Below are 20,276 nucleotides of genomic sequence, written 5' to 3'. Positions count from 1 at the left end.
GATGGTGATTGCCTCCTTCCTGTTCCTCTGGCTGGGGTACAAGCTTGATGCGTATCTGGGCACCGCGCCAAACTTCATGTTCGGTTTGTTCTTTCTGGCGATCTTCATCTGTGTCATGAGACTCTATCAGGAAGCGAAGCAAAGAATGAAGGAGTTATAGCCGCTACGCAAAAAACATGATCTGTCTATATAATGGGTCCCCTCAAGGCGGAAATCTTGAGGGGACTTTTTTCTTGACAAAGTTGACGGCTGCTGGTAGATTCGTCCCACGCTTGGATCCGAAAGGACTGGGACGGAAGGAAAACTTAAAAAGAACCTTAAGCCTCTCGTCTTGCGACAGGAGGCTTTTTTTATGGAAAAAATGAGAGTCACAGAATCCATCAAAGAAATGCAGTCTCACTGCGAAAGTTTAAGGCTTTCCGGTCAGAAAATATCTTTTGTTCCGACCATGGGCTATTTTCATGAGGGGCATCTGTCGCTGATGAGGGAAGCCCGCAAAACGGCGGATCATGTTGTTGTCAGTATCTATGTCAATCCTACCCAGTTCGGACCCAAAGAAGATTTTTCCAAATACCCGCGGGATTTTGATCGGGATGTCCAAATGGCGCAGAGCGTCGGCGTTGATGTTATATTTTTCCCGTCGAATCAGGAAATGTATCCCAACGCCTATCAAACCTATGTCGATGTGGAGCAGGTAACAAAAAATCTGTGCGGCATGTCCCGCCCGGGGCATTTTCGCGGTGTCACGACGATCTGCTGCAAATTATTTAATATTGTTAAACCGCACAGCGCCATTTTTGGCAGGAAGGATTTTCAGCAGCTGGCGGCGATCAAAAGAATGGTTGCCGATTTGAACATGGATCTGGAAATCATCGGTTTACCCACGTTCAGAGAGCCGGACGGCCTGGCAATGAGTTCGCGTAACGTTTACCTGAGTCAGGAGGAACGGTCATCGGCGCTTTCGCTTGTCGGTGCGTTGAAACTGGCGCAAAAGCTGTATGCCGGCGGCGAACGAAATGCGGCGGTGATGATCAGTCAGGCGGAAAAACTCATTAAAAGCGCTGATTTTACCGACATCGATTACATAAAAATATGCGATACGGCCACTCTGGAGGACGTGAATGAAATCAAAGGGGAGGTCGTTATGGCCTTAGCCGTAAAAGTGGGAAAAACCAGATTGATCGACAATTCCGTTTTGGGTGAAGAGCTTAAAGCGTAATAGATTATAACGACAGGAGAACACCAACAGCCATGCAAAGATTTATGATGAAATCAAAAATCCATCGTGCAACTGTAACGGACGCGGATTTACATTATGAGGGCAGCATTTCCATTGATGAAAAACTTCTGGAAGAAGCCAATATGGCACAGTATGAAAAAGTGGAAATTTACGATATTGATAATGGCGCCCGGTTTTCCACGTACATTATTAAAGGGAAACGTAATTCGGGAACGATTTGCTTAAACGGCGCGGCGGCACGCATGGTGGCAAAGGGAGATCTGATTATTATTGCCACTTTCGTAATGGTTGAAGACGCCGAATGCCGGAACTGGAAACCCAAATGCGTTATGGTGAATGCTAAAAACAAAATCAAAAAGGTTTCCAAATAAATTTAATCAAATCAGAATAAAAGCACTCACTGCTTCTTAAGAAGGGGGTGCTTTTTTATTTTCCGGAAATTAATCATAAAGTTGTTGAGCTCAACTTTGAGGTATGCTATCGGTACCCGGTAATAAATAAACAAGTTTTAAGGGGATGGAGGATATATGGCTTTTCAGGAAATCGATAAAAATCTGAAATATAAAGTTGCGGATTTATCTCTGGCTGCCTGGGGGAGAAAAGAGATGGATCTGGCGGAAAATGAAATGCCCGGTCTGATGGCGGTGCGCAAGAAATACGGACGCAGGAAACCTCTGAAGGGTTTGAAAATCATGGGCAGTCTGCATATGACGATTCAAACGGCCATGCTGATTGAGACGCTGAAGGAATTGGGTGCTGATCTCCGCTGGGCGTCCTGCAATATTTTTTCCACACAGGATCACGCGGCGGCAGCCATCGCGAAAGCCGGATCGGCGAAAGTATTCGCGTGGAAAGGCGAGACCCTGGAGGAATACTGGTGGTGTACGGAACAGGCCTTAACCTGGCCGGACGGTTCCGGACCTGATTTGATTGTGGATGACGGCGGCGATGCAACCTTGTTTATTCACCATGGCGTTAAAATAGAAAAAAACCCTCAATTGCTCAAACAAAAGATCGACAACAAGGAATTTGCAATCATTGTTTCACGTCTGGAACAAGCGTATAAAAAGAATCCCAAACGATGGCAGAAAGTTGCCGCCGGAATCCGGGGCGTGTCGGAAGAAACAACCACCGGCGTCCATCGCCTCTATCAGATGCAGGCGTCAGGCGAACTCTTATTTCCGGCCATCAACGTAAACGACTCCGTCACAAAATCAAAATTTGATAATTTATACGGCTGCCGTGAATCGCTGGCGGACGGTATCAAAAGGGCGACGGATGTTATGATGGCCGGTAAAATGGTTGTGGTCTGCGGTTACGGCGATGTCGGAAAGGGCAGCGCACAGTCCATGCGGGGATTCGGCGCCCGCGTCGTGGTGACGGAAATTGATCCCATCTGCGCTCTGCAGGCGGCGATGGAAGGTTATGAAGTGAAAACGCTTGAAGAGGTTGCGCCAATGGCGGATATATTCGTGACGGCAACCGGCTGCTGCGACGTCATTACAGGCAAGCACATGGAAATGATGAAGGATGAAGCTATCGTCTGCAACATCGGTCATTTCGACAGCGAAATCGATATGCATTATCTCGAGACAAGCAAGGTCTGCCGTAAAGAGAACATCAAACCGCAGGTGGATAAGTGGACGTTGAAATCAGGGCGTTCGATTCTCATTCTGGCTGAGGGGCGTCTGGTCAATCTAGGTTGTGCGACCGGTCATCCGAGCTTTGTCATGAGCAACAGTTTCACCAATCAGACACTGGCGCAGATTGAATTAGCCACTAAAAAATATGAGGTTGGCGTTTATACCTTGCCCAAGAAGCTGGACGAAGAAGTTGCCCTGCTGCACCTGGGCAGACTGGATGCCAAAGTTTCCAGGCTGACGAAAAAGCAGGCCGAATATCTGGGCGTGCCGGTGGATGGTCCATATAAGCCGGAATATTACAGATACTAAATATTTTCTTATTCATATCAGGACATCCCCGCTTCCGGGGATGCCCTGATATGAGCCATCAAGTTCTCATGCGATAGAACAGATACGCAGCCAGGCCGCCAAAAAGGATGTTGGAAGCCCAGGCTGCCACAAAAGCGGGCAGGGCTCCCGACCTTCCCAGCGACATGCTGAATGCATGGACAATCCAGTAAGAAAATCCTATAAATATGCCCATAGCCAAGCTCTGCATGAGGCCGCCGCTTCGTTCCGAACGAACGGAAAAGGGCATGCCGATAAAAACAAGGATCAGGCAAACGAACGGAAAGGCAATTTTCCCGTTCAAATCGACAAGGTATCCGGACACATCATATCCTTCCGCCCGTATTTTGTTCACATATCGCTTTAACTCAAAATAACCCATCCTTTCCGCGTCCTTCTGAATAATTTTAAAATCGTTCGGTTGTTCCGGGATAGCAATGACTTTCTCTTTAGCCCATTGCAGGGATGGCACATTGGTTTGATTAAAAGTAGCGATCAGAAGATTAAAGAACACCCATTGATTATTTTTCCATTCCGCTCTTTCGGCATCAATGCGTGTATTCAGCGTGAAATCGGGATTCAACTGATTGATAGTAATGCCGCGTAAAATATTCTTGTCCACGTCAAACATTTTAAAATTGTAAATAGCGTTATGGCCCCGGTACCAGATTTCATTTTGTTTGAAAACTCCCAGAGTCTTCTGCTTCTGCACATCAACTTTGATAATATGTTCGGTCTTCTGGATGGAGGCCGGCGTAGCCAGTTCAGTAAAAAAGAATAAAAAAACGGATACAATCGCCGTCACGGCTAAAACGGGAAGAGCGATGCGGTAAAGGCTGATGCCGTTGGCTTTCATGGCCGTGATTTCACTGAACTTGGATAAGAAGCTATAAGTCAGCAGCGTCGCCAGCAGAATTGCCACCGGCAGGGTCATCGAAATGATGAAAGGAATAGAATATAAAAAATAAGACGCCATTTGCACAGCCGTTGCTTTGTTGCTCATAAACATCCGAAATTTTTCAAAAAAATCAATAATCAGATAAAGTGTGATGAAAGTGATACAGGTTATGAGGAAAAATCTGAAAAATTCTCTGAGAATATATTTGTCAAGCAGCTTCAAAGGTTTGTCCTCAACTTTTCAACTTGTTGCGCCAAAAATGATCGTAGGCGATGTGGACAAGAGAAATCTCTCGATTGGCCATATAAAAAAGATAAATACCCAGCAAGGCAAAAATAACGTTCGGTGTCCAGACGCCAATGACTGGAGAGAGCCGGCCGGTTTCCACCAGCGCTTCGCCGCCGATACGTAAAAGGTAATAACCGGCGACAATCATAACGCCAACTGCAAAACCGCGGGATTTAACGGCACGGTGGCTGGTGATGCCCAAAGGCAGGGCCAGCAATCCGAAGAAAATACAGGATAAAGGAATGGAAAATTTTTTGTGCACTTCGATAGCCAGTTCACGAATGGTCGCATCATCCAGTCCCGGCTTTTTCATCCGTTCCAGGAGCTCCGTCATGGTCATGTCCGTGCTCGACTTTTTTTCATCGGTGAAAGTAGACAGCGTTGTGGATAGATCAAGGTTGATGTCGTAGATTTTAAAATCAACTTTCCGGTAGTTTTTGAAATCGGGCGTTACGGTATGAATCGAGCCATTCTCCATCCGCAGCTTAACGATCATCAATTTCGAATCGGCAACCAGGAAAGCTTTATCAGCCAGGATCGTATTTTGTTCGCCGATAACGCGGTTGTCCGAGATGATGACGCCCTTCATGTATCCGCCGTCCGCCGGAATTTTATCGGCGTACAAAAGAAGGTCTTTAAAATCCGCGTTAAATACCTTTTCCTTGATTCCAATGCTGGCGTTTTGTGAGGCCAGTTCGAAAAGAAGTTTCTTGGTGGCAAAATTAGACTGAGGCACAAAAAGATTTCCAATGATAATGGCGCAAACGAAAGCCAGCAAAGAGGTAATGGCCACGGGAAAATACATCTGGATTAAACTGACGCCTGACGACTTGAGAGCCGTAATTTCGTTGTCTGCGGAAAATCTGCCCATCGCGACGAGAATGGAGACTAAAAGCGCGATGGGAATCGTAAACAGCATAAAACTGGGCATGATCAGGAGGATCAGATGGCCGATGTCCAGAACATTGATCCCTTTATTGACCATCAGATCCATAATCTGAAGAATTTTCCCCATCAGCAGGACAAATGTCAAGACAAAGAGGATAATGATAAACGGGAAAGCGATTTCCCGAAATATGTAACGGTTGATAATTTTATTCATATCGTCATCAAAAATTTTTTAAAAACTAGCATGTATCGATGATTTTGCACAAGCAAAACATGACGGCTTCAGGAAATAGGTTTTTACCGGCCGGCGTGTATTGTTTTGTTGACAGTTGAATGCATTTTGCCTATATTCCTGTCTCATTTTAAAGAACTTGCGTATTGAAAAAGGGAATTGAACACATCATGAAAAAGGCCGTCGTTCTTTATATTATTCCTTTCATCCTTTACATCGCGCTTCTGGGCGTCATGCCGCTGATGGAACCTGATGAAGCACGCTACAGTTTAATTCCCAGCGCGATGAATCAAACAGGCAACTATGTTACGCCTCACATCAAAAATACCATTTACCTGGAAAAACCGCCGCTGGCTTATTGGATGACGGCATTATCTTTTCGAATGCTGGGCGAAAACGATTTTTCGGCGCGATTATTTACGGGACTTTGCGCCTGGGGCTGTATCCTGCTGACTTTTTTCATCGGGCGACATTTTCGCGATGAAAAAGCCGGCCTTTACGCGGCGGCTGTTTTTACCATATCCGTCCTGCCTTTCATCCTGGGGCGGCTCAATATACTGGATGTGCCTTTAACCTTCTTTTTATGTCTGTCCATCTGGCTGGGCTACCTGTCTTTAACTTCGGAAAAGAAACCATATCTGTACTACTTTTTTTATTTTACCTGCGCTCTGGCTTTTTTAACAAAGGGGATTATCGGCGTTGTTTTTCCATTTGCCGTATTGGTGATCTGGCTCGTCTGGGCCGGGAGGTGGCGGCAAATATTGCAGCTGATTTCGCCTGTGGGAATCCTGATCTTTCTGGCCGTTGCTTGTCCGTGGCTTTATCTGGCGCAAAAAGAGAATGCGGACTTCCTCTGGTTTTTCTTCGTGCGCGAGCACTTCCTGCGCTTCACAACGCAAATGCACGGCAAGACGGAACCCTTTTATTACTTTTTGCCGATTATTATTGCCGGAACGATTCCCTGGTCCGTGTACTTGATTCGGGCGTGGCGTCGCAAGGCAATTCCGGAGTGGCTGTATCGCAAGGATGAAAATAAATTATTAGTCGTGTGGTTTTTATTTATTTTTATCTTTTATTCCGTTTCGTCTTCAAAACTTATAACTTATATTATTCCCGTTTTCATGCCGGTGGCTCTTTTTGCCGGCGGCCTGTTCCGCAACTATGAAGAAGAATTGCCGGAGCCATCCGGCAATAAAAAGATATTCTATCGCCTGATGGTTTTCACTCAGTCGCTGATCATCATGATCGCTCTTTTCGGGGTGCCCGTATTGAAGCGGTATGCTGATCCTGACCGGGGACTGGTCATTATGACGTCGGGTTATTGGTGGCTTTATATGATACCGGCGCTGTCAGCGGTGGTCCTGATGATTTTTCTTCCGGATTGGATTGCCCGCAAGTACCGCCGCGGCTGGTTTTTAACGGTCTATCTGCTCTGTTGTTTACTTTTGGCGAGCATCATTTTTCTGCTCAATGATTTTCTTTCACCCTATCGCAGTACGCAGGTCATCAGAGATGAAATTGCCAGACATGTTCCGCCGGGTCAGCTCTTTTATCAGTATCGGGTTAATTATTACGGGATTGATTTTTATAATAAGATTCGAACGCCCATTATAGAAGACTTTGGCGAGTTGAGTGACGGCATTGCAAAAATGCCGTCAGAGGAAAGAAAGAAATATTTCTTGTCGGTTCATGATTTCTATGAAAAAATCGAGCAGGAAAAAGAAATCTACTGCCTTGCGCAGCGTCCGAACCTGCTCAAAGAACTGCAGGCTAAGCCCTGGAAGGTTGATATTCTCTGGGAAAATGGCGAGTTTTACATTTTACGGATAAGAAATTAATTTTAAAGGATGAGTGATCCATGAATATTCGGAAGGATTTTTTACCTTTCAGCCGCCCGTCCATTGGTGACTCTGAGATTAACCGCGTTGTGGCCTGCCTGAAATCAGGCTGGATCACCACCGGCGCTCTTTGTAAGGAATTTGAAGATAAGTTCTGCGGGCTGACCGGGGCCAAACAGGCTGTCACACTGAACTCGGCTACGGCCGGTATGCATTTAATGCTGGCGGCTCTCAATCTGCAGCAGGGCGATGAAGTCATCACACCGTCCATGACGTTTGCCTCAACCGTCAATATGATAGCGTTGCGTCAGGCAAAACCCGTATTTGTCGATGTTGAATACGATACGCTCAATATCAATTGTGATTTGATTGAAGAAAAAATATCAGCAAAAACGAAAGCGATTATTCCGGTTCATTTTGCCGGGGCTCCTGCGGATATGGATAAAATCAATCATCTTGCCCGCAAACACGATTTGACGGTTGTCGAAGACGCGGCTCATGCGGTGGGGACTTATTATAAGGGAATTCATGCCGGCGGTTTCGGCCATGCCGCTATCTTTTCTTTTCATCCGATCAAAAACATAACAACCGGCGAGGGTGGGATGATTACGCTCAGTGATGCTGATTTAGAAAAAAAATTGCGTCTGATGAGATTTCATGGAATAGAAAGAGACGCTTGGAAAAGGTATGGCAAAGGCGGTGATCCCTCCTATGACATTATGGAACCGGGCTACAAGTATAATATGCCGGATCTGCTGGCAGCGCTCGGGTTGGCGCAGCTAGAACGATGGCAGGAATTTAATGCGCGCCGTCAAGCATTAGCCCGGCTTTATCTTGAGGGCCTGCAGGGATTAAACGGACTGGATTTGCCGGAAGCGCCGCCGTACGATCATATCCATGCCTGGCATTTGTTCATCATTAAAATAAAAGATTTTTCCCGGGATGCGTTTATGCAGAAGCTGGCGGATTATAATATCGGCTACGGCCTGCACTTTACTCCGGCGCATGAGTTGTCCTACGTGAAGACAAGATACGGTGTAAGGGCCGAGTCGCTTCCCGAAACAAGCCGGGCGGCGGATAAAATAATATCTTTGCCTTTATTTCCGGATATGACGGAAGATGATGTCCGATATGTTTGCGCGGCAATAAAGGAGATTTTGAAAAATGTCTAAGGTTCAGATTTCGATTGTTATACCGGTTTATAACGAAGAGGCAAATCTGGCGGCCTTGATGGGCAGACTGATGCCTGTTATGAAGAATCTGGGAAAAAGCTTCGAGATTATCCTGATTGACGACGGAAGCCGTGACAATTCGCTTGCGCTTCTGAAGGAATATGCGTCGAATCCTTTTGTGAGGGTTGTGGAACTGACCAGGAATTATGGACAGCATGCGGCCATTATGGCGGGATTTTCTGTGGTGCGCGGCGATATCATTGTAACGATGGATGCGGATTTGCAGAATCCTCCGGAAGAGATACCGAACCTGGTTTCCGTGATGGAGCAGGGGAGCTATGATGTTGTCGGCACCATCAGAAAGGGGCGCAAGGATTCTTTCCTGAGAATATTCCCGTCAAAAATTGTCAATATGGTCGCGAGAAAAATAACCCGTGTCAGTATGCGGGACTGGGGATGCATGTTGCGGGCCTATAGCCGTCCCGTGGTTGAACGGATGATCGCCTGCCATGAACAGGCGACTTTTATTCCGGCATTGGCGACTGTTTTTGCCAAACGCGTGACGGAAATTGAAGTGGCCCATGAGGAGCGGTTCGGCGGTAAATCCAATTATCCTTTGAGAAAGCTTATTAACCTCCAGTTCGATTTAGTGGCGTCTTTTTCGGATTTGCCGATGAAATTGATTATGTACGGCGGCATTTTCATGTCCTTGCTGGGGGTGTGCTTTGGTGCCGTACTGGCTGTAGCCCGTCTGGTTTACGGCGCCCGCTGGGCGGCTGAAGGTATCTTTACGCTATTTGCTATTTTGTTTGTCTTTGTCGGTTTGCAGTTTTTTGCTCTGGGTGTCATCGGAGAATATATCGGCAGAATTTACCGCGAAGTCCGTAAGAGACCTGAATTTGTCATTGAAAATATTTATCAGGCCAAAGAGGACGCATGAAAGCAGTTGTTTTAGCCTATCACAATATGGGAATTGCGGGACTTGATGCCCTGTTTCAGCATGATTTTGAAATTGCCGCTATTTTTACCCATGAAGACGATCCTCAGGAAAACTGCTGGTTCGGTTCCGTGAAGGACTGGGCGCTGAAACATGATATTCCCTGTTATACTACGGAAAGTATCAATTCGCCGGAGTGGGTAGATAAAATAGCATCCCTGAAACCGGACGTCATTTTTTCTGTATATTACCGGAAAATGATCGGCCGGGCCATTCTCGATATTCCACGTCTGGGTGCCATGAATCTTCATGGATCGCTCCTTCCTGCATACCGTGGGAGGTGTCCGGTAAACTGGGTGCTGGTTAAAGGTGAGCATCAGACGGGGGTAACGCTCCATTTCATGGTTGACAAGCCTGATGCCGGTGATATCGTCGGGCAGCAGGAAGTCAACATCGATTTTCAGGATACCGCACGGACGCTGTATGATAAACTCTGTGCGGCGGCAGGACAGCTTTTGAATAATTTGCTGCCGGTGATTAAAACCGGTCAAATCCCGAGCCGCAAACAGGATTTGACACGGGGAAGTTATTACGGCGGCAGGCGTCCGGAGGACGGCCGCATCGACTGGACGAAATCAGCGGTCGAGATTTACAATCTGATCCGCGCGGTGACAAACCCTTACCCGGGGGCGTTTTCCCTGCTGGAAAATGATGAAAAGATTATTGTCTGGCGGGCGGAGCCCGCGGCATTATCCTTTGGAAACGAGCCGGGCGATGTTGAAATATCAGGACAGGATGTTCTTGTGAAAACAGGCATTGATGCTATAAGGCTTTTGGATGTTGAAATATCCGGAAAAAGAATGATTGAATCGCAGATTTGTGAATACTTTAAAACGAGAAAGGTGATTAAACTTAAATGAAGATATTAATACTGGGCGTAAACGGTTTTATCGGACACCATCTGGTTAACAGAATACTGGCCGAAAGGCCCGATTGGCAGGTATTCGGAATGGATTTGGGCACGGAGCGGATTGGCGCTGCGCTGAATAATCCGCGTTTCAATTTCCTGGAAGGCGATATTTCCATCAACAAGGAGTGGATCGAATATCATATCAAAAAATGTGATGTGATCATGCCTTTGGTGGCTATCGCCACGCCGAAAGCTTATGTGGAAGATCCGATCGGCGTTTACAACCTGGATTTTGAAATGAATATCAACATTATCAAACAATGCGTAAAGTATCATAAGCGTGTTGTATTTCCCTCCACGTCGGAAGTCTATGGGGCTTGCACCGATCCGGAATTCAAGGAAGACGAAAGCTATCTGGTGGTGGGACCCATTGCCAAAGAACGCTGGATTTACTCCTGCTGCAAGCAATTGCTGGATCGTGTTATTTACGGATACGGCACGCGGGGCCATCTTGAATTCACGCTTTTTCGACCGTTCAACTGGATCGGACCCAAACTGGATTCTCTGGATACGGCCAAAGAAGGAAGTTCCCGCGTCGTCACCCAATTTATCGCCGAATTACTCCTGAAGCGACCGATTAATCTGGTCGACGGCGGTCAGCAGAAACGCTGCTTTACTTATGTAGATGACGGTATTGCAGCACTCATGAAAATTCTGGAAAACAAAAATGATGTCTGTAAAAATCAAATCATCAATATCGGCAATCCCTACAATGAGTGTTCGGTAAAGGAACTGGCGGATATTCTCAAACAATTATTCAAAGAGCATCCCGACCATAAAAATGATTCGACCTATTCCGATATTGTTGAAGTCCCCGCCGACACTTTCTACGGAAAAGGTTATCAGGATATTTATACACGCAAGCCAAGCATCGAGAAGGCCAGAAATCTTCTTCAATGGGAACCGAAAGTCGACTTGAAGGAATCCATGCGGCTGACGCTTAATTCGTTTTTGGAAGAAAAATAAAAGCAGGGCCTTTTTCGCTGCTTCAAACGGAATATCTTATGGGAATGCTCGGGCTAAAAATTGATGTAGATACCTATTGGGGTATGAAAAATGGCGTTCCCCGTCTTTTGCAGGTATTAAAAGATTTCCACGTCAAGGGGACTTTTTTCTTAAGCATCGGACCTGATAACTCGGGGCGCGCCGCGCTACAGCTTATTAAAAATCCGCTTTTCCTGAAAAAAATGCTGCGAACAAAAGCCGCCAGTCTTTATGGATGGAAAACCGCTTTGTACGGCACGCTGTTGCCTGCGCCGATGATTGCATTGTCCTTCCCGGATATCGTTCATCAAATCATCCATGAAGGCCATGAGGTGCAGTTTCATGCCTGGGATCACCGCCGCTGGCAGGATGAACTGCCTAAAAAATCAGAACAATGGATTGAGCGCTGGTTTGAATCGGGGATAAGCGGGTTTGAAAAGTTGACAGGAAAAAAACCCACCGCGTTTGGAGCGCCATCCTGGCTGATTGATGATCGCGTTTTAAAAACTCTTCAAAACTATCATTTTGAATACCTCAGCTGCACGCGGGCAAAGACGCCTTTTATTCACGAAGAACTCAATATTCCGGAAATACCATCCGATCTGCCGTGTTTTGAAGAGCTTGATCCTCAAAAAGACGTATCCATCATCGGCGGTTTAATGAACGATGCAAGCCATCATGTTCTTCCGGTTCATGCCGAAGTGGAGGGTGGAATTTTTGAAGAAAAGTTCAGGAGACTTTTGAAGAACAGCTTGGCGATGGGGATAAGGATTGTGAGGCTGGAAGAAATGAAAGCTGATCTGAACCTTGACCTTTTTGTCAAACGAAAGCATAAAATGGATTTGCTGCCGGGCAGGCATTCTCCCTGCGCCATATAAGTCAGGGGGCGCTGATAAGATAATATATTAAATTCATTAATAAATAATGGTTGATTGGCGATGAGAGACCCCGCTACTTATGCTTGACTTTGATTTTCCTCTATGTTAGGTATCGGAAACTTTGTGGCCTGACATTTGTTTTTTTAGCTTCGGTTCCTGAGGAGGAAGATGTCTGATAATTTCTTTACACTGATGATTATTCCCCGTAGAAAGAGCGCAGTGACAAAGATTTCTCTTTCGAGTAATTTGGTGCGAGGACTTTTCGTTGGTTCCATTCTGGCTGTCCTCTTAACCTCTTATGTTATTTACGATTACGCCAGCATTAAAAGAGATCGGGCAGAACTCTCGCGCCTCAGACAACAGACAGCCCAGCAATCAAAGGAGATCAATGATTTAGCCTTAAAGGTCGATCAATTTGCCGATCGGATGGAAGAATTTAAACAATTCGATAAAAAAATACGAATATTGGCAATAAATCAGGTCGGACGGGATAAAAAAATTCCATTGGGTATCGGAGGCTCGAACAACGAGCAGATCAGATTAAAAGAGTTGATTGATCAGGATCGTGAAAAACTTATTTCCGGCATGCGTAACAGCATCAGTCAGTTAAATGATGATGCCAACGAAAGAGAGTTAAGCTTTAATGAACTTTTAAAATTTCTTCGGGAACAAAAATCTCTTCTGGCTGCTACGCCTTCTCTGTGGCCGGTCAGAGGGTGGGTTACCTCAGAATTTGGCTTGCGGGACAATCCTTTCGGGAAGGGAACCGAGTTTCATAAAGGTCTGGACATTGCAACAAGAATGGGAAAAGAAGTCACCGCTCCGGCTGATGGACTTGTTATTGAGGCTGCCTATCGTTCCGATGATGGCCACATTGTGAGAATTGATCATGGGCACGGTGTTTCCTCCAGTTATGCGCATTTATCAAAGATAGCTGCAAAACAAGGTCTCCGGATTAAAAGGGGTGACGTGCTGGGCTATGTCGGCGATACCGGTCGGAGTACCGGAACGCATCTCCATTACGGTGTCTATGTGAATAATGTTCCGGTCAATCCAAGAAAATACTTGAAATAATCAACGGATCTGCATTAATATTCTTAAACGTCGGTCCCGGGCGGGTAACTGAAGCGTTTAAATATCCGGGTAAATTATTTCCCCAATAGATTGTTGTTTTTTTTAAATGATTAAATGTGTTAAAATCCGCCGGTAAAAACCGGTTTTTTTTTGAAGGTGAAAGATGCTGGATGCAATTCTCAAAAAGATAGTGGGAACAAAAAATGATCGTGAATTAAAACGATTATCCATACTGCTGAACGAAGTTAACGGTTTTGAAACCGAACTGATGTCACTTAGTGACGCCGAATTAAAGAACAAGACACTCTATTTCAGGGAAAAGCTTAAAAACGGATTAACGCTTGACGATATCCTGACGGAAGCGTTTGCGGTAGCCAGAGAAGCGTCGCGCAGAACGCTGATGATGCGGCCTTTTGATGTGCAGGTTATCGGCGGAATTGCTTTGCATGAAGGCAAAATTGCGGAAATGAAAACAGGGGAAGGCAAAACGCTGGCCGCAACGATGCCGCTGTATCTGAATGCTCTGGAAGGCAAAGGATGCCATGTCGTAACAGTTAATGATTATCTGGCCCGCCGCGACGCGGAATGGATGAGTCCTATTTATCATTTCCTCGGATTGACCGTGGGCGTTATTATACACGGCATGGACGACGACGAACGCCGCAATGCCTATGGGAAGGATATTACTTACGGCACCAACAACGAGTTTGGGTTTGATTATCTTCGCGATAACATGAAATTCAGCCTCGAAGAATATGTTCAGCGGGAATTCAATTTCGCGATCGTCGATGAAGTCGATAGTATCTTAATTGATGAAGCCCGAACGCCGCTTATTATTTCCGGTGCATCGGAAGAATCGACGGAAAAATATTATAAGATCAATCAGATCATTCCGCGCTTAAAGAAAGATGTGGATTATACGATTGAAGAGAAGAGCAAAACAGTTGTTTTAACTGAAGAAGGCGTGTCTAACGTTGAAAAATATTTAAATGTTCAGAATTTGTACGAGCCGCGCAATATTGAAATTGTGCATCATGTAAATCAGGCTCTGCGGGCTCACACATTATTCAGACGCGACGTGGATTATCTGGTCAAAGATGGTGAAGTGATTATCGTCGATGAGTTTACCGGACGAGTCATGCCGGGCAGGCGATACAGTGACGGCCTGCATCAGGCGCTGGAAGCAAAAGAAAAGGTTAAGATTGAAAAAGAAAATCAGACCATGGCGTCCATTACATTCCAGAATTATTTCAGGATGTATAAAAAACTGGCGGGAATGACCGGTACGGCCGATACGGAAGCCGCTGAATTCAAGAAAATTTATAATCTGGACGTTCTGGTTATGCCGACCAACATGCCGATGATCCGCCAGGATCATAATGACTTAATTTATAAAACGGAACAGGAAAAAATCGCAGCCGTCATTGAAGAAGTGAAGGCATTGCACAAAGCCAAACGACCCGTGCTGATTGGCACCATTTCCATTGAGAAGTCTGAGCTTCTGGGTAAGCATCTTACCCGCGCTGGAGTGAAGCATCATGTGCTGAATGCTAAGAATCATGAAAGAGAAGCGGAAATCGTTGCCCAGGCTGGGCAGCCGGGACAGGTTACAATTTCTACAAACATGGCCGGCCGCGGCACGGATATCAAGCTTGGTGAAAATGTCGCCGAACTGGGCGGGCTGCATATTCTGGGAACAGAAAGGCACGAAAGCCGCCGGATTGACAACCAGCTGAGAGGGAGAGCAGGCCGTCAGGGGGATAACGGCTCTTCGCGTTTCTATCTTTCCCTGGAAGACGATTTGCTGCGGGTCTTCGGAGCTGAAAGAATATCCTCGGTGATGGATACGGTCGGTCTTGAAGAAGGACAGCCTATTGAACATAAATACATCTCCAAAGCGATTGAAAACGCTCAGAAAAGGGTGGAGGGCCAGAACTTCGATATTCGTAAACATCTGCTCGACTATGATGACGTGATGAATAACCAGAGAAAAGTCATCTATGAACAGCGTAAAAAAGTGTTACGTGGCGATAACTTATGGTCAGATGTTGAAGAGATGGTTGAAGAAATAACCGGCGATTTATTAAATGAATTTATCGGTGAAAAAAGCCATCCCCAGGATTGGGATCTCAAGCCTCTTGAAGATGCGATATTTAAACAATTCAACTTACGATTAGACATCGTCAATGCAAAAGAGATGACTTCCGTGGATGCTGTCCGCGACTTCATTATCCGGAATGTTCAAAAATATTTGCGGGACCGAGAAAAAGAATTCGGTCCGGAACTCATGCCCTATCTCATGAAAGTTATCATGTTGCAGGCTATTGACACCCATTGGAAAGAACATTTGCTGTCCATGGATCATTTAAGGGAAGGCATCGGATTGCGCGGTTACGGTCAAAAGGACCCGGTAAGAGAGTATCAGCGCGAAGGATATGCCATGTTCATGGAAATGATCAGCCGTATTAAAATGGATACTCTGGAAAAACTTTGTATCGTTAGAATTCAAAGGGAGGAAGAAGTCGAAGAAATAAGACAGAAGCAGAAACAGGATTACATTATGAGCCGCGGCGAAGACACGCCGGCAAATCAAACCATCAAGCGTGAGAATGAAAAGGTTGGCCGGAACGATCCTTGTCCTTGCGGCAGCGGTAAAAAATATAAAAAATGTTGCGGTGCTTAGCCTTTAAGAGGAGTAGCAGGAATGGCGAAATCGACGAGTAAAATAAGTGTTCCCGGTTTTTTAGCAAACGGAGTTTCTGTCGGCATTAAGGGCGGCGACCAAAAGGATCTGGGGCTGATCTATTCCACAGTTCCGGCAAAGGTTGCCGCGCTGTTTACAAAAAATACCTTCAAAGCCGCTCCGGTGTTAATTGATACTGAAAGGGTCAAAAGAGGAATCGCGCAGGCGATCATTACGAACAGCGGCTGTGCCAACGCAGCTACCGGAAAAGAAGGGATGGCGGACGCGCTGGCCGTTTCTTCAGCAGCGGCCAGGCAATTAAAGATATCCGAAGAGCATCTGCTGGTTTGTTCAACGGGTGTAATCGGTAAAAGGCTTCCCGTTAAAAAAATCGAAACAGGTATCGGTAAACTGGTCAAGGGACTCAATGAATTTGGTATTGAAGATGCCGAAGCCGCCATGATGACAACGGATAAGTATCCCAAAATAGCTATTCGCAAAGGTATTGTCGGCGCAAAAGATATTACGATCTGCGGGATTGCCAAAGGCGCCGGTATGATTGAACCGAACATGGCAACGCTGTTGACTTACGTGATGACCGACGCGTTGATTGACGCTAAAGCGCTCAATACAGTATTTCATCAGGTGATTGATTCCACCTTTAACGCCATCAGCGTGGATGGTTGTATGAGCACCAATGATACGGCCATTATTCTGGCCAATGGTCTGGCGGGAAACAACCCGCTGGAGCGGGCTCAGGCCAGGCTTCAAAGATTCCGGGAGATGCTGACGGATGTCCTGGCGGAACTGTCGCAGGCCGTAGTGAAAGATGGCGAAGGTGCGACAAAATTTATAACGATTCTGGTTGATGGTGCCAAATCTAAATCCGATGCGAGACGGGTTGCGTATTCGGTTGCCAATTCCAATCTAGTTAAAACCGCTTTTTTTGGTGAAGATCCCAATTGGGGCAGAATTATTGCCGCCGTTGGATCTTCGGGAATACCGCTGGAAAAAGAAAAAATCAGTTTATCGATCGGGAACATGACTGTATTCTCACAAGATACACCTGCCAACATCCCTCTTGCCAAATTGAAAGAAGTCTTTCAAGGCGACAAAATTGAGATCCGCGTCGGTTTGGGGGGCGGTGATAAGTCCTATTGCGTTTATGCATCGGATCTTTCATACGATTATGTCAAAATCAACGCGGATTACTCAACCTGAGAAAATGAATAAATATATTAATTTTATTGCTAAAAATGTTATTTGAGCTTGAACAATTCGATTATTTGTGGTAATTGCCGCAAAATTTCACACATCCTCTGATTGACGGCATGTTGCTTAGAAATTAAGTGTGCCGCACAAGTTGACGGGGGTGGCGGAAAAAAACAAAGGAGAAGAAAATATGTCAGCAATTTCAATGAAACTGTTACTCGAAGCCGGTGTTCATTTCGGACATCAAACCAACAAATGGAACCCTAAAATGAAGCCCTACATCTTCGGGGCGCGCAACAACATCTACATTATTGATCTTCAGCAAACCGTCGGTATGTTCCAGTCGGCCTATAATTTTGTGGTAGATACGGTCAGTCAGGGGAAAGAAATTCTTTTTGTCGGAACCAAGAAACAGTCGCAGGAAGCAATCCGTGAAGAGGCGTCGCGCTGCGGCATGCCTTATGTCAATCAGCGTTGGCTGGGTGGCATGTTAACCAATTTCGTCACCGTTAAAAAGAGTGTTGATCGTTTAAACAGCTTGAACAAGATGTTCAATGACGATTCCATTAAGGCGTTTCCCAAAAAAGAAATTACCAAACTGCAAAAAGAGATGGATAAACTGGAAAATGTTTTAGGCGGCATTAAAAACATGAAATCCCATCCGGCGGCTGTTTTCATTGTCGATCCCAACCGGGAACACATCACCGTCAAAGAAGCGAAAAAATTGAGAGTTCCTCTGGTCGCCATTGTTGATACCAACTGCGATCCGACGGATATCGACTATATCATTCCGGGAAATGACGATGCCATTCGGGCTATAAAATTGTTTGCCTCGAAATTTGCGGATGCTGTTTTAGAAGGCAAAAAACGATTCGAAGAGAAACTGGCTGCTGAATCCAACAAGGAAGCGGGAGCAGCTGTTGTCATCAATAAAGACGCCGAAGCGGATATTCCCGAAAGCGTCGAGATGGAAAATGGTTCTGCCCCAACAGAGAAATAATGAGCGCGCAAAACGCGTACAATGGTGTTTTAGGAATAGAATTCTAGGAGGATAAGAAATTGGAAATCACTTCAACGATGGTAAAAGAATTAAGAACGAAAACCGGCGCCGGCATGATGGATTGCAAAGAAGCGCTTGCGGCGGTGGATGGCGATTTTGAAAAAGCGATTGATTTTTTAAGAAAAAAGGGACTTTCTGCTGCAACCAAACGGTCATCCAAAGCGGCCAAAGATGGAACCGTAGCTTCATATATTCACATGGGTGGTAAAATCGGTGTGATGGTGGAAATCAATTGTGAAACGGATTTTGTGGCCAAAACCGATGATTTTCAGGCCATGGCCAGAGATATTGCCATGCATGTCGCCGCATCGAATCCACTTTGTGTGCGTCCGGAAGAAATTGCCGAGGACATTCTCAACCGCGAGAAAGAAATTTATCGCAGTCAGTTACGCGAAGAAAAGAAGCCGGAAAAGATTTGGGATAAAATAATCGAGGGAAAACTTAAAAAATATTATGAAGACGTTTGCCTGACCGAACAGAAATTTGTCAAAAATCAAGACATCACGGTCGGAACACTGATCAGCAATATGATTGCTAAGACAGGTGAAAACATCGTTATTCGCCGTTTCGCCCGTTTCCAGCTTGGCGAGGAAACTAAGCAATAATGAGCGAAAAAAAGAAAGCCGCTTATAAAAGAATTCTTTTGAAGCTCAGCGGGGAAGCCCTGTTAGGCAAGCAATCCACCGGTGTCGATCCGGATGTGGCGAATTATATTGCCGCTGAAATAAAGTCTCTGGCTGATTTGAAAATCCAGATCGGCATTGTCATCGGAGGCGGAAATATTTTTCGGGGCATCGAAGCCAGCGCCAAGGGTATGGACAGAACTACCGCCGATTACATGGGGATGCTGGCAACCGTCATCAACAGTCTCGCTCTCCAAAGCGCTTTGGAGATGCGCGGTCTGCCGACGCGTGTTCAATCTTCCATTGAAATGAGAGAAATTGCGGAACCTTATATTCAGCGCAAAGCAGTTCGCCATCTGGAAAAGGGTAGGATTGTCATATTCGCCGGCGGAACGGGAAATCCCTATTTTTCCACGGATACAGCCGCATCATTGAGAGCAATGGAAATTCGTGCGGACGTCATCATGAAAGCTACAAAGGTTGATGGTGTTTATGATGCGGATCCGGTGAAGAATAAGTCTGCTGTTATGTTTAAAAAGATAAGTTATATCGATGTATTAACAAAAAATCTTAAAGTAATGGATTCAACAGCGATTACCTTATGCAAAGATAACTCATTACCCATAATCGTTTTTAATTTGCAGAAGAAGGGAAACATCCGGGGCGCTATTTGTGGCAAAAAAATTGGAACTTACGTAGGAGAATGATGATGAAAGAGCAGATTTTTTCAAAGTTAAAAGATGAGATGGAAAAAACGATATCTTCTCTGGAGAAATCATTCAGCAGAGTAAGAACCGGTCGGGCATCTGTTTCACTGCTGGATGGTATCAAGGTTGATTATTATGGAACACCAACCCCGATGGCTCAGGTAGCCACTCTTTCTGTTCCGGAAAGCCGCCTCATCGTGATTGCGCCCTGGGATGCAACGGCCATCGGCGCAATTGAAAAAGCGATTCAGAAGTCTGATTTAGGTTTAATGCCTTCCACTGACGGCAAGGTGATTCGCCTGTCCATTCCTCAATTAACGGAAGAGCGGCGCAAAGAGCTGGTGAAGGTTGTTAAAAAAATGGCTGAAGAAGGCAAGGTTAAGCTGCGCAACGAACGTCGCGATGCCAATGAAGCGTTAAAAGATTTAAAGAAGAATAATAAAATGTCTGAGGATGAACTGCACGGTGCTCAGGATGAAGTTCAGAAATTAACGGACCGTTATATCGAAAAAACAGATAAGATTCTGTCGGCAAAAGAAAAAGAAATTATGGAGATTTAAGCGCAAGCGCAGAAAATATTTTCAATGGGGAGTCAAAAGCTCCCCATTTGTTTTTGAGGATC

General features: G+C 45.5%; 19 protein-coding genes. 17 read left to right on the top strand and 2 right to left on the bottom strand.

The window, feature by feature from the left end; all coding sequences use genetic code 11:
* The 4 genes from CVU71_04340 to CVU71_04325 form a co-directional block, all read left to right on the top strand.
* The coding region (locus CVU71_04340) for a hypothetical protein (protein ID PKN21011.1) at nucleotides 1–160 on the top strand (160 nt) is incomplete at its 5' end.
* Nucleotides 161–361: 201 nt separating this feature from the next.
* Complete coding sequence (locus CVU71_04335; GenBank protein PKN21063.1) at nucleotides 362–1,219, top strand: pantoate--beta-alanine ligase; 858 nt, start codon at nucleotides 362–364, stop codon at nucleotides 1,217–1,219.
* Nucleotides 1,220–1,251: 32 nt separating this feature from the next.
* Entirely contained in the window at nucleotides 1,252–1,611 is a 360-nt protein-coding gene (locus CVU71_04330; GenBank protein ID PKN21010.1) for an aspartate 1-decarboxylase, read from the top strand.
* Between the two features lie 156 nt (nucleotides 1,612–1,767).
* Nucleotides 1,768–3,192 (top strand): adenosylhomocysteinase, encoded by a 1,425-nt coding sequence (locus CVU71_04325; protein PKN21009.1) that lies wholly within the window; start codon nucleotides 1,768–1,770, stop codon nucleotides 3,190–3,192.
* Nucleotides 3,193–3,250: 58 nt separating this feature from the next.
* Here the strand turns inward: CVU71_04325 and lptG are convergent, their stop codons facing one another.
* Together lptG and lptF are read right to left on the bottom strand one after the other, a co-directional pair.
* On the bottom strand, nucleotides 3,251–4,330 hold the full coding sequence (gene lptG / locus CVU71_04320; protein PKN21008.1) for an LPS export ABC transporter permease LptG: 1,080 nt from the start codon (nucleotides 4,328–4,330) through the stop codon (nucleotides 3,251–3,253).
* A gap of 10 nt (nucleotides 4,331–4,340) precedes the next feature.
* Nucleotides 4,341–5,498, bottom strand: coding sequence for an LPS export ABC transporter permease LptF (gene lptF, locus CVU71_04315; GenBank protein PKN21007.1), 1,158 nt, complete (start codon nucleotides 5,496–5,498; stop codon nucleotides 4,341–4,343).
* A 164-nt stretch (nucleotides 5,499–5,662) separates the two neighbouring features.
* Between lptF and CVU71_04310 the strand changes: the two genes are divergently transcribed.
* From CVU71_04310 to CVU71_04250, 13 genes are all read left to right on the top strand, one after another.
* The gene (locus CVU71_04310; protein PKN21006.1) at nucleotides 5,663–7,354 is read left to right on the top strand and encodes a hypothetical protein; all 1,692 of its coding nucleotides are present in this window, start codon (nucleotides 5,663–5,665) and stop codon (nucleotides 7,352–7,354) included.
* A gap of 26 nt (nucleotides 7,355–7,380) precedes the next feature.
* The gene (locus CVU71_04305; GenBank protein PKN21062.1) at nucleotides 7,381–8,526 is read left to right on the top strand and encodes a UDP-4-amino-4,6-dideoxy-N-acetyl-beta-L-altrosamine transaminase; all 1,146 of its coding nucleotides are present in this window, start codon (nucleotides 7,381–7,383) and stop codon (nucleotides 8,524–8,526) included.
* Complete coding sequence (locus CVU71_04300; protein PKN21005.1) at nucleotides 8,519–9,466, top strand: glycosyltransferase; 948 nt, start codon at nucleotides 8,519–8,521, stop codon at nucleotides 9,464–9,466. Before CVU71_04305 ends, CVU71_04300 begins: the two co-directional genes overlap by 8 nt.
* Nucleotides 9,463–10,383, top strand: coding sequence for a formyltransferase (locus CVU71_04295; protein ID PKN21004.1), 921 nt, complete (start codon nucleotides 9,463–9,465; stop codon nucleotides 10,381–10,383). The genes CVU71_04300 and CVU71_04295 overlap by 4 nt, the downstream gene beginning before the upstream one ends.
* On the top strand, nucleotides 10,380–11,399 hold the full coding sequence (locus CVU71_04290; protein PKN21003.1) for a bifunctional UDP-4-keto-pentose/UDP-xylose synthase: 1,020 nt from the start codon (nucleotides 10,380–10,382) through the stop codon (nucleotides 11,397–11,399). The genes CVU71_04295 and CVU71_04290 overlap by 4 nt, the downstream gene beginning before the upstream one ends.
* Nucleotides 11,400–11,437: 38 nt before the next feature.
* Nucleotides 11,438–12,295 carry a hypothetical protein gene (locus tag CVU71_04285; GenBank protein ID PKN21002.1) on the top strand — a complete coding sequence of 286 codons (858 nt, stop codon included), beginning with the start codon at nucleotides 11,438–11,440 and terminating at the stop codon, nucleotides 12,293–12,295.
* Between the two features lie 168 nt (nucleotides 12,296–12,463).
* Nucleotides 12,464–13,369 (top strand): peptidase M24, encoded by a 906-nt coding sequence (locus tag CVU71_04280; GenBank protein ID PKN21001.1) that lies wholly within the window; start codon nucleotides 12,464–12,466, stop codon nucleotides 13,367–13,369.
* A 163-nt stretch (nucleotides 13,370–13,532) separates the two neighbouring features.
* Nucleotides 13,533–16,052 carry a preprotein translocase subunit SecA gene (locus CVU71_04275; GenBank protein ID PKN21000.1) on the top strand — a complete coding sequence of 840 codons (2,520 nt, stop codon included), beginning with the start codon at nucleotides 13,533–13,535 and terminating at the stop codon, nucleotides 16,050–16,052.
* A 21-nt stretch (nucleotides 16,053–16,073) separates the two neighbouring features.
* A complete protein-coding gene (locus CVU71_04270; GenBank protein PKN20999.1) occupies nucleotides 16,074–17,273 on the top strand; it encodes an ornithine acetyltransferase in 1,200 nt (399 codons plus the stop codon).
* Between the two features lie 181 nt (nucleotides 17,274–17,454).
* Nucleotides 17,455–18,264, top strand: coding sequence for a 30S ribosomal protein S2 (gene rpsB / locus CVU71_04265; GenBank protein PKN20998.1), 810 nt, complete (start codon nucleotides 17,455–17,457; stop codon nucleotides 18,262–18,264).
* 59 nt (nucleotides 18,265–18,323) lie between these two features.
* Nucleotides 18,324–18,929: an elongation factor Ts gene (gene tsf, locus CVU71_04260; protein PKN20997.1), complete on the top strand. Its 606-nt coding sequence runs from the start codon at nucleotides 18,324–18,326 to the stop codon at nucleotides 18,927–18,929.
* Nucleotides 18,929–19,654 carry a UMP kinase gene (locus CVU71_04255; protein PKN20996.1) on the top strand — a complete coding sequence of 242 codons (726 nt, stop codon included), beginning with the start codon at nucleotides 18,929–18,931 and terminating at the stop codon, nucleotides 19,652–19,654. The genes tsf and CVU71_04255 overlap by 1 nt, the downstream gene beginning before the upstream one ends.
* A gap of 2 nt (nucleotides 19,655–19,656) precedes the next feature.
* Nucleotides 19,657–20,214 carry a ribosome recycling factor gene (locus CVU71_04250; protein PKN20995.1) on the top strand — a complete coding sequence of 186 codons (558 nt, stop codon included), beginning with the start codon at nucleotides 19,657–19,659 and terminating at the stop codon, nucleotides 20,212–20,214.
* Nucleotides 20,215–20,276 lie beyond the last annotated feature (62 nt).

The organism is Deltaproteobacteria bacterium HGW-Deltaproteobacteria-6, assembly GCA_002840435.1.
In the GTDB taxonomy this organism is placed as follows: Bacteria; Desulfobacterota; Syntrophia; order Syntrophales; family Smithellaceae; genus UBA8904.
Note: the sequence above shows the minus strand (reverse complement) of the source record. Positions and strands in the feature narration are given on the sequence as shown.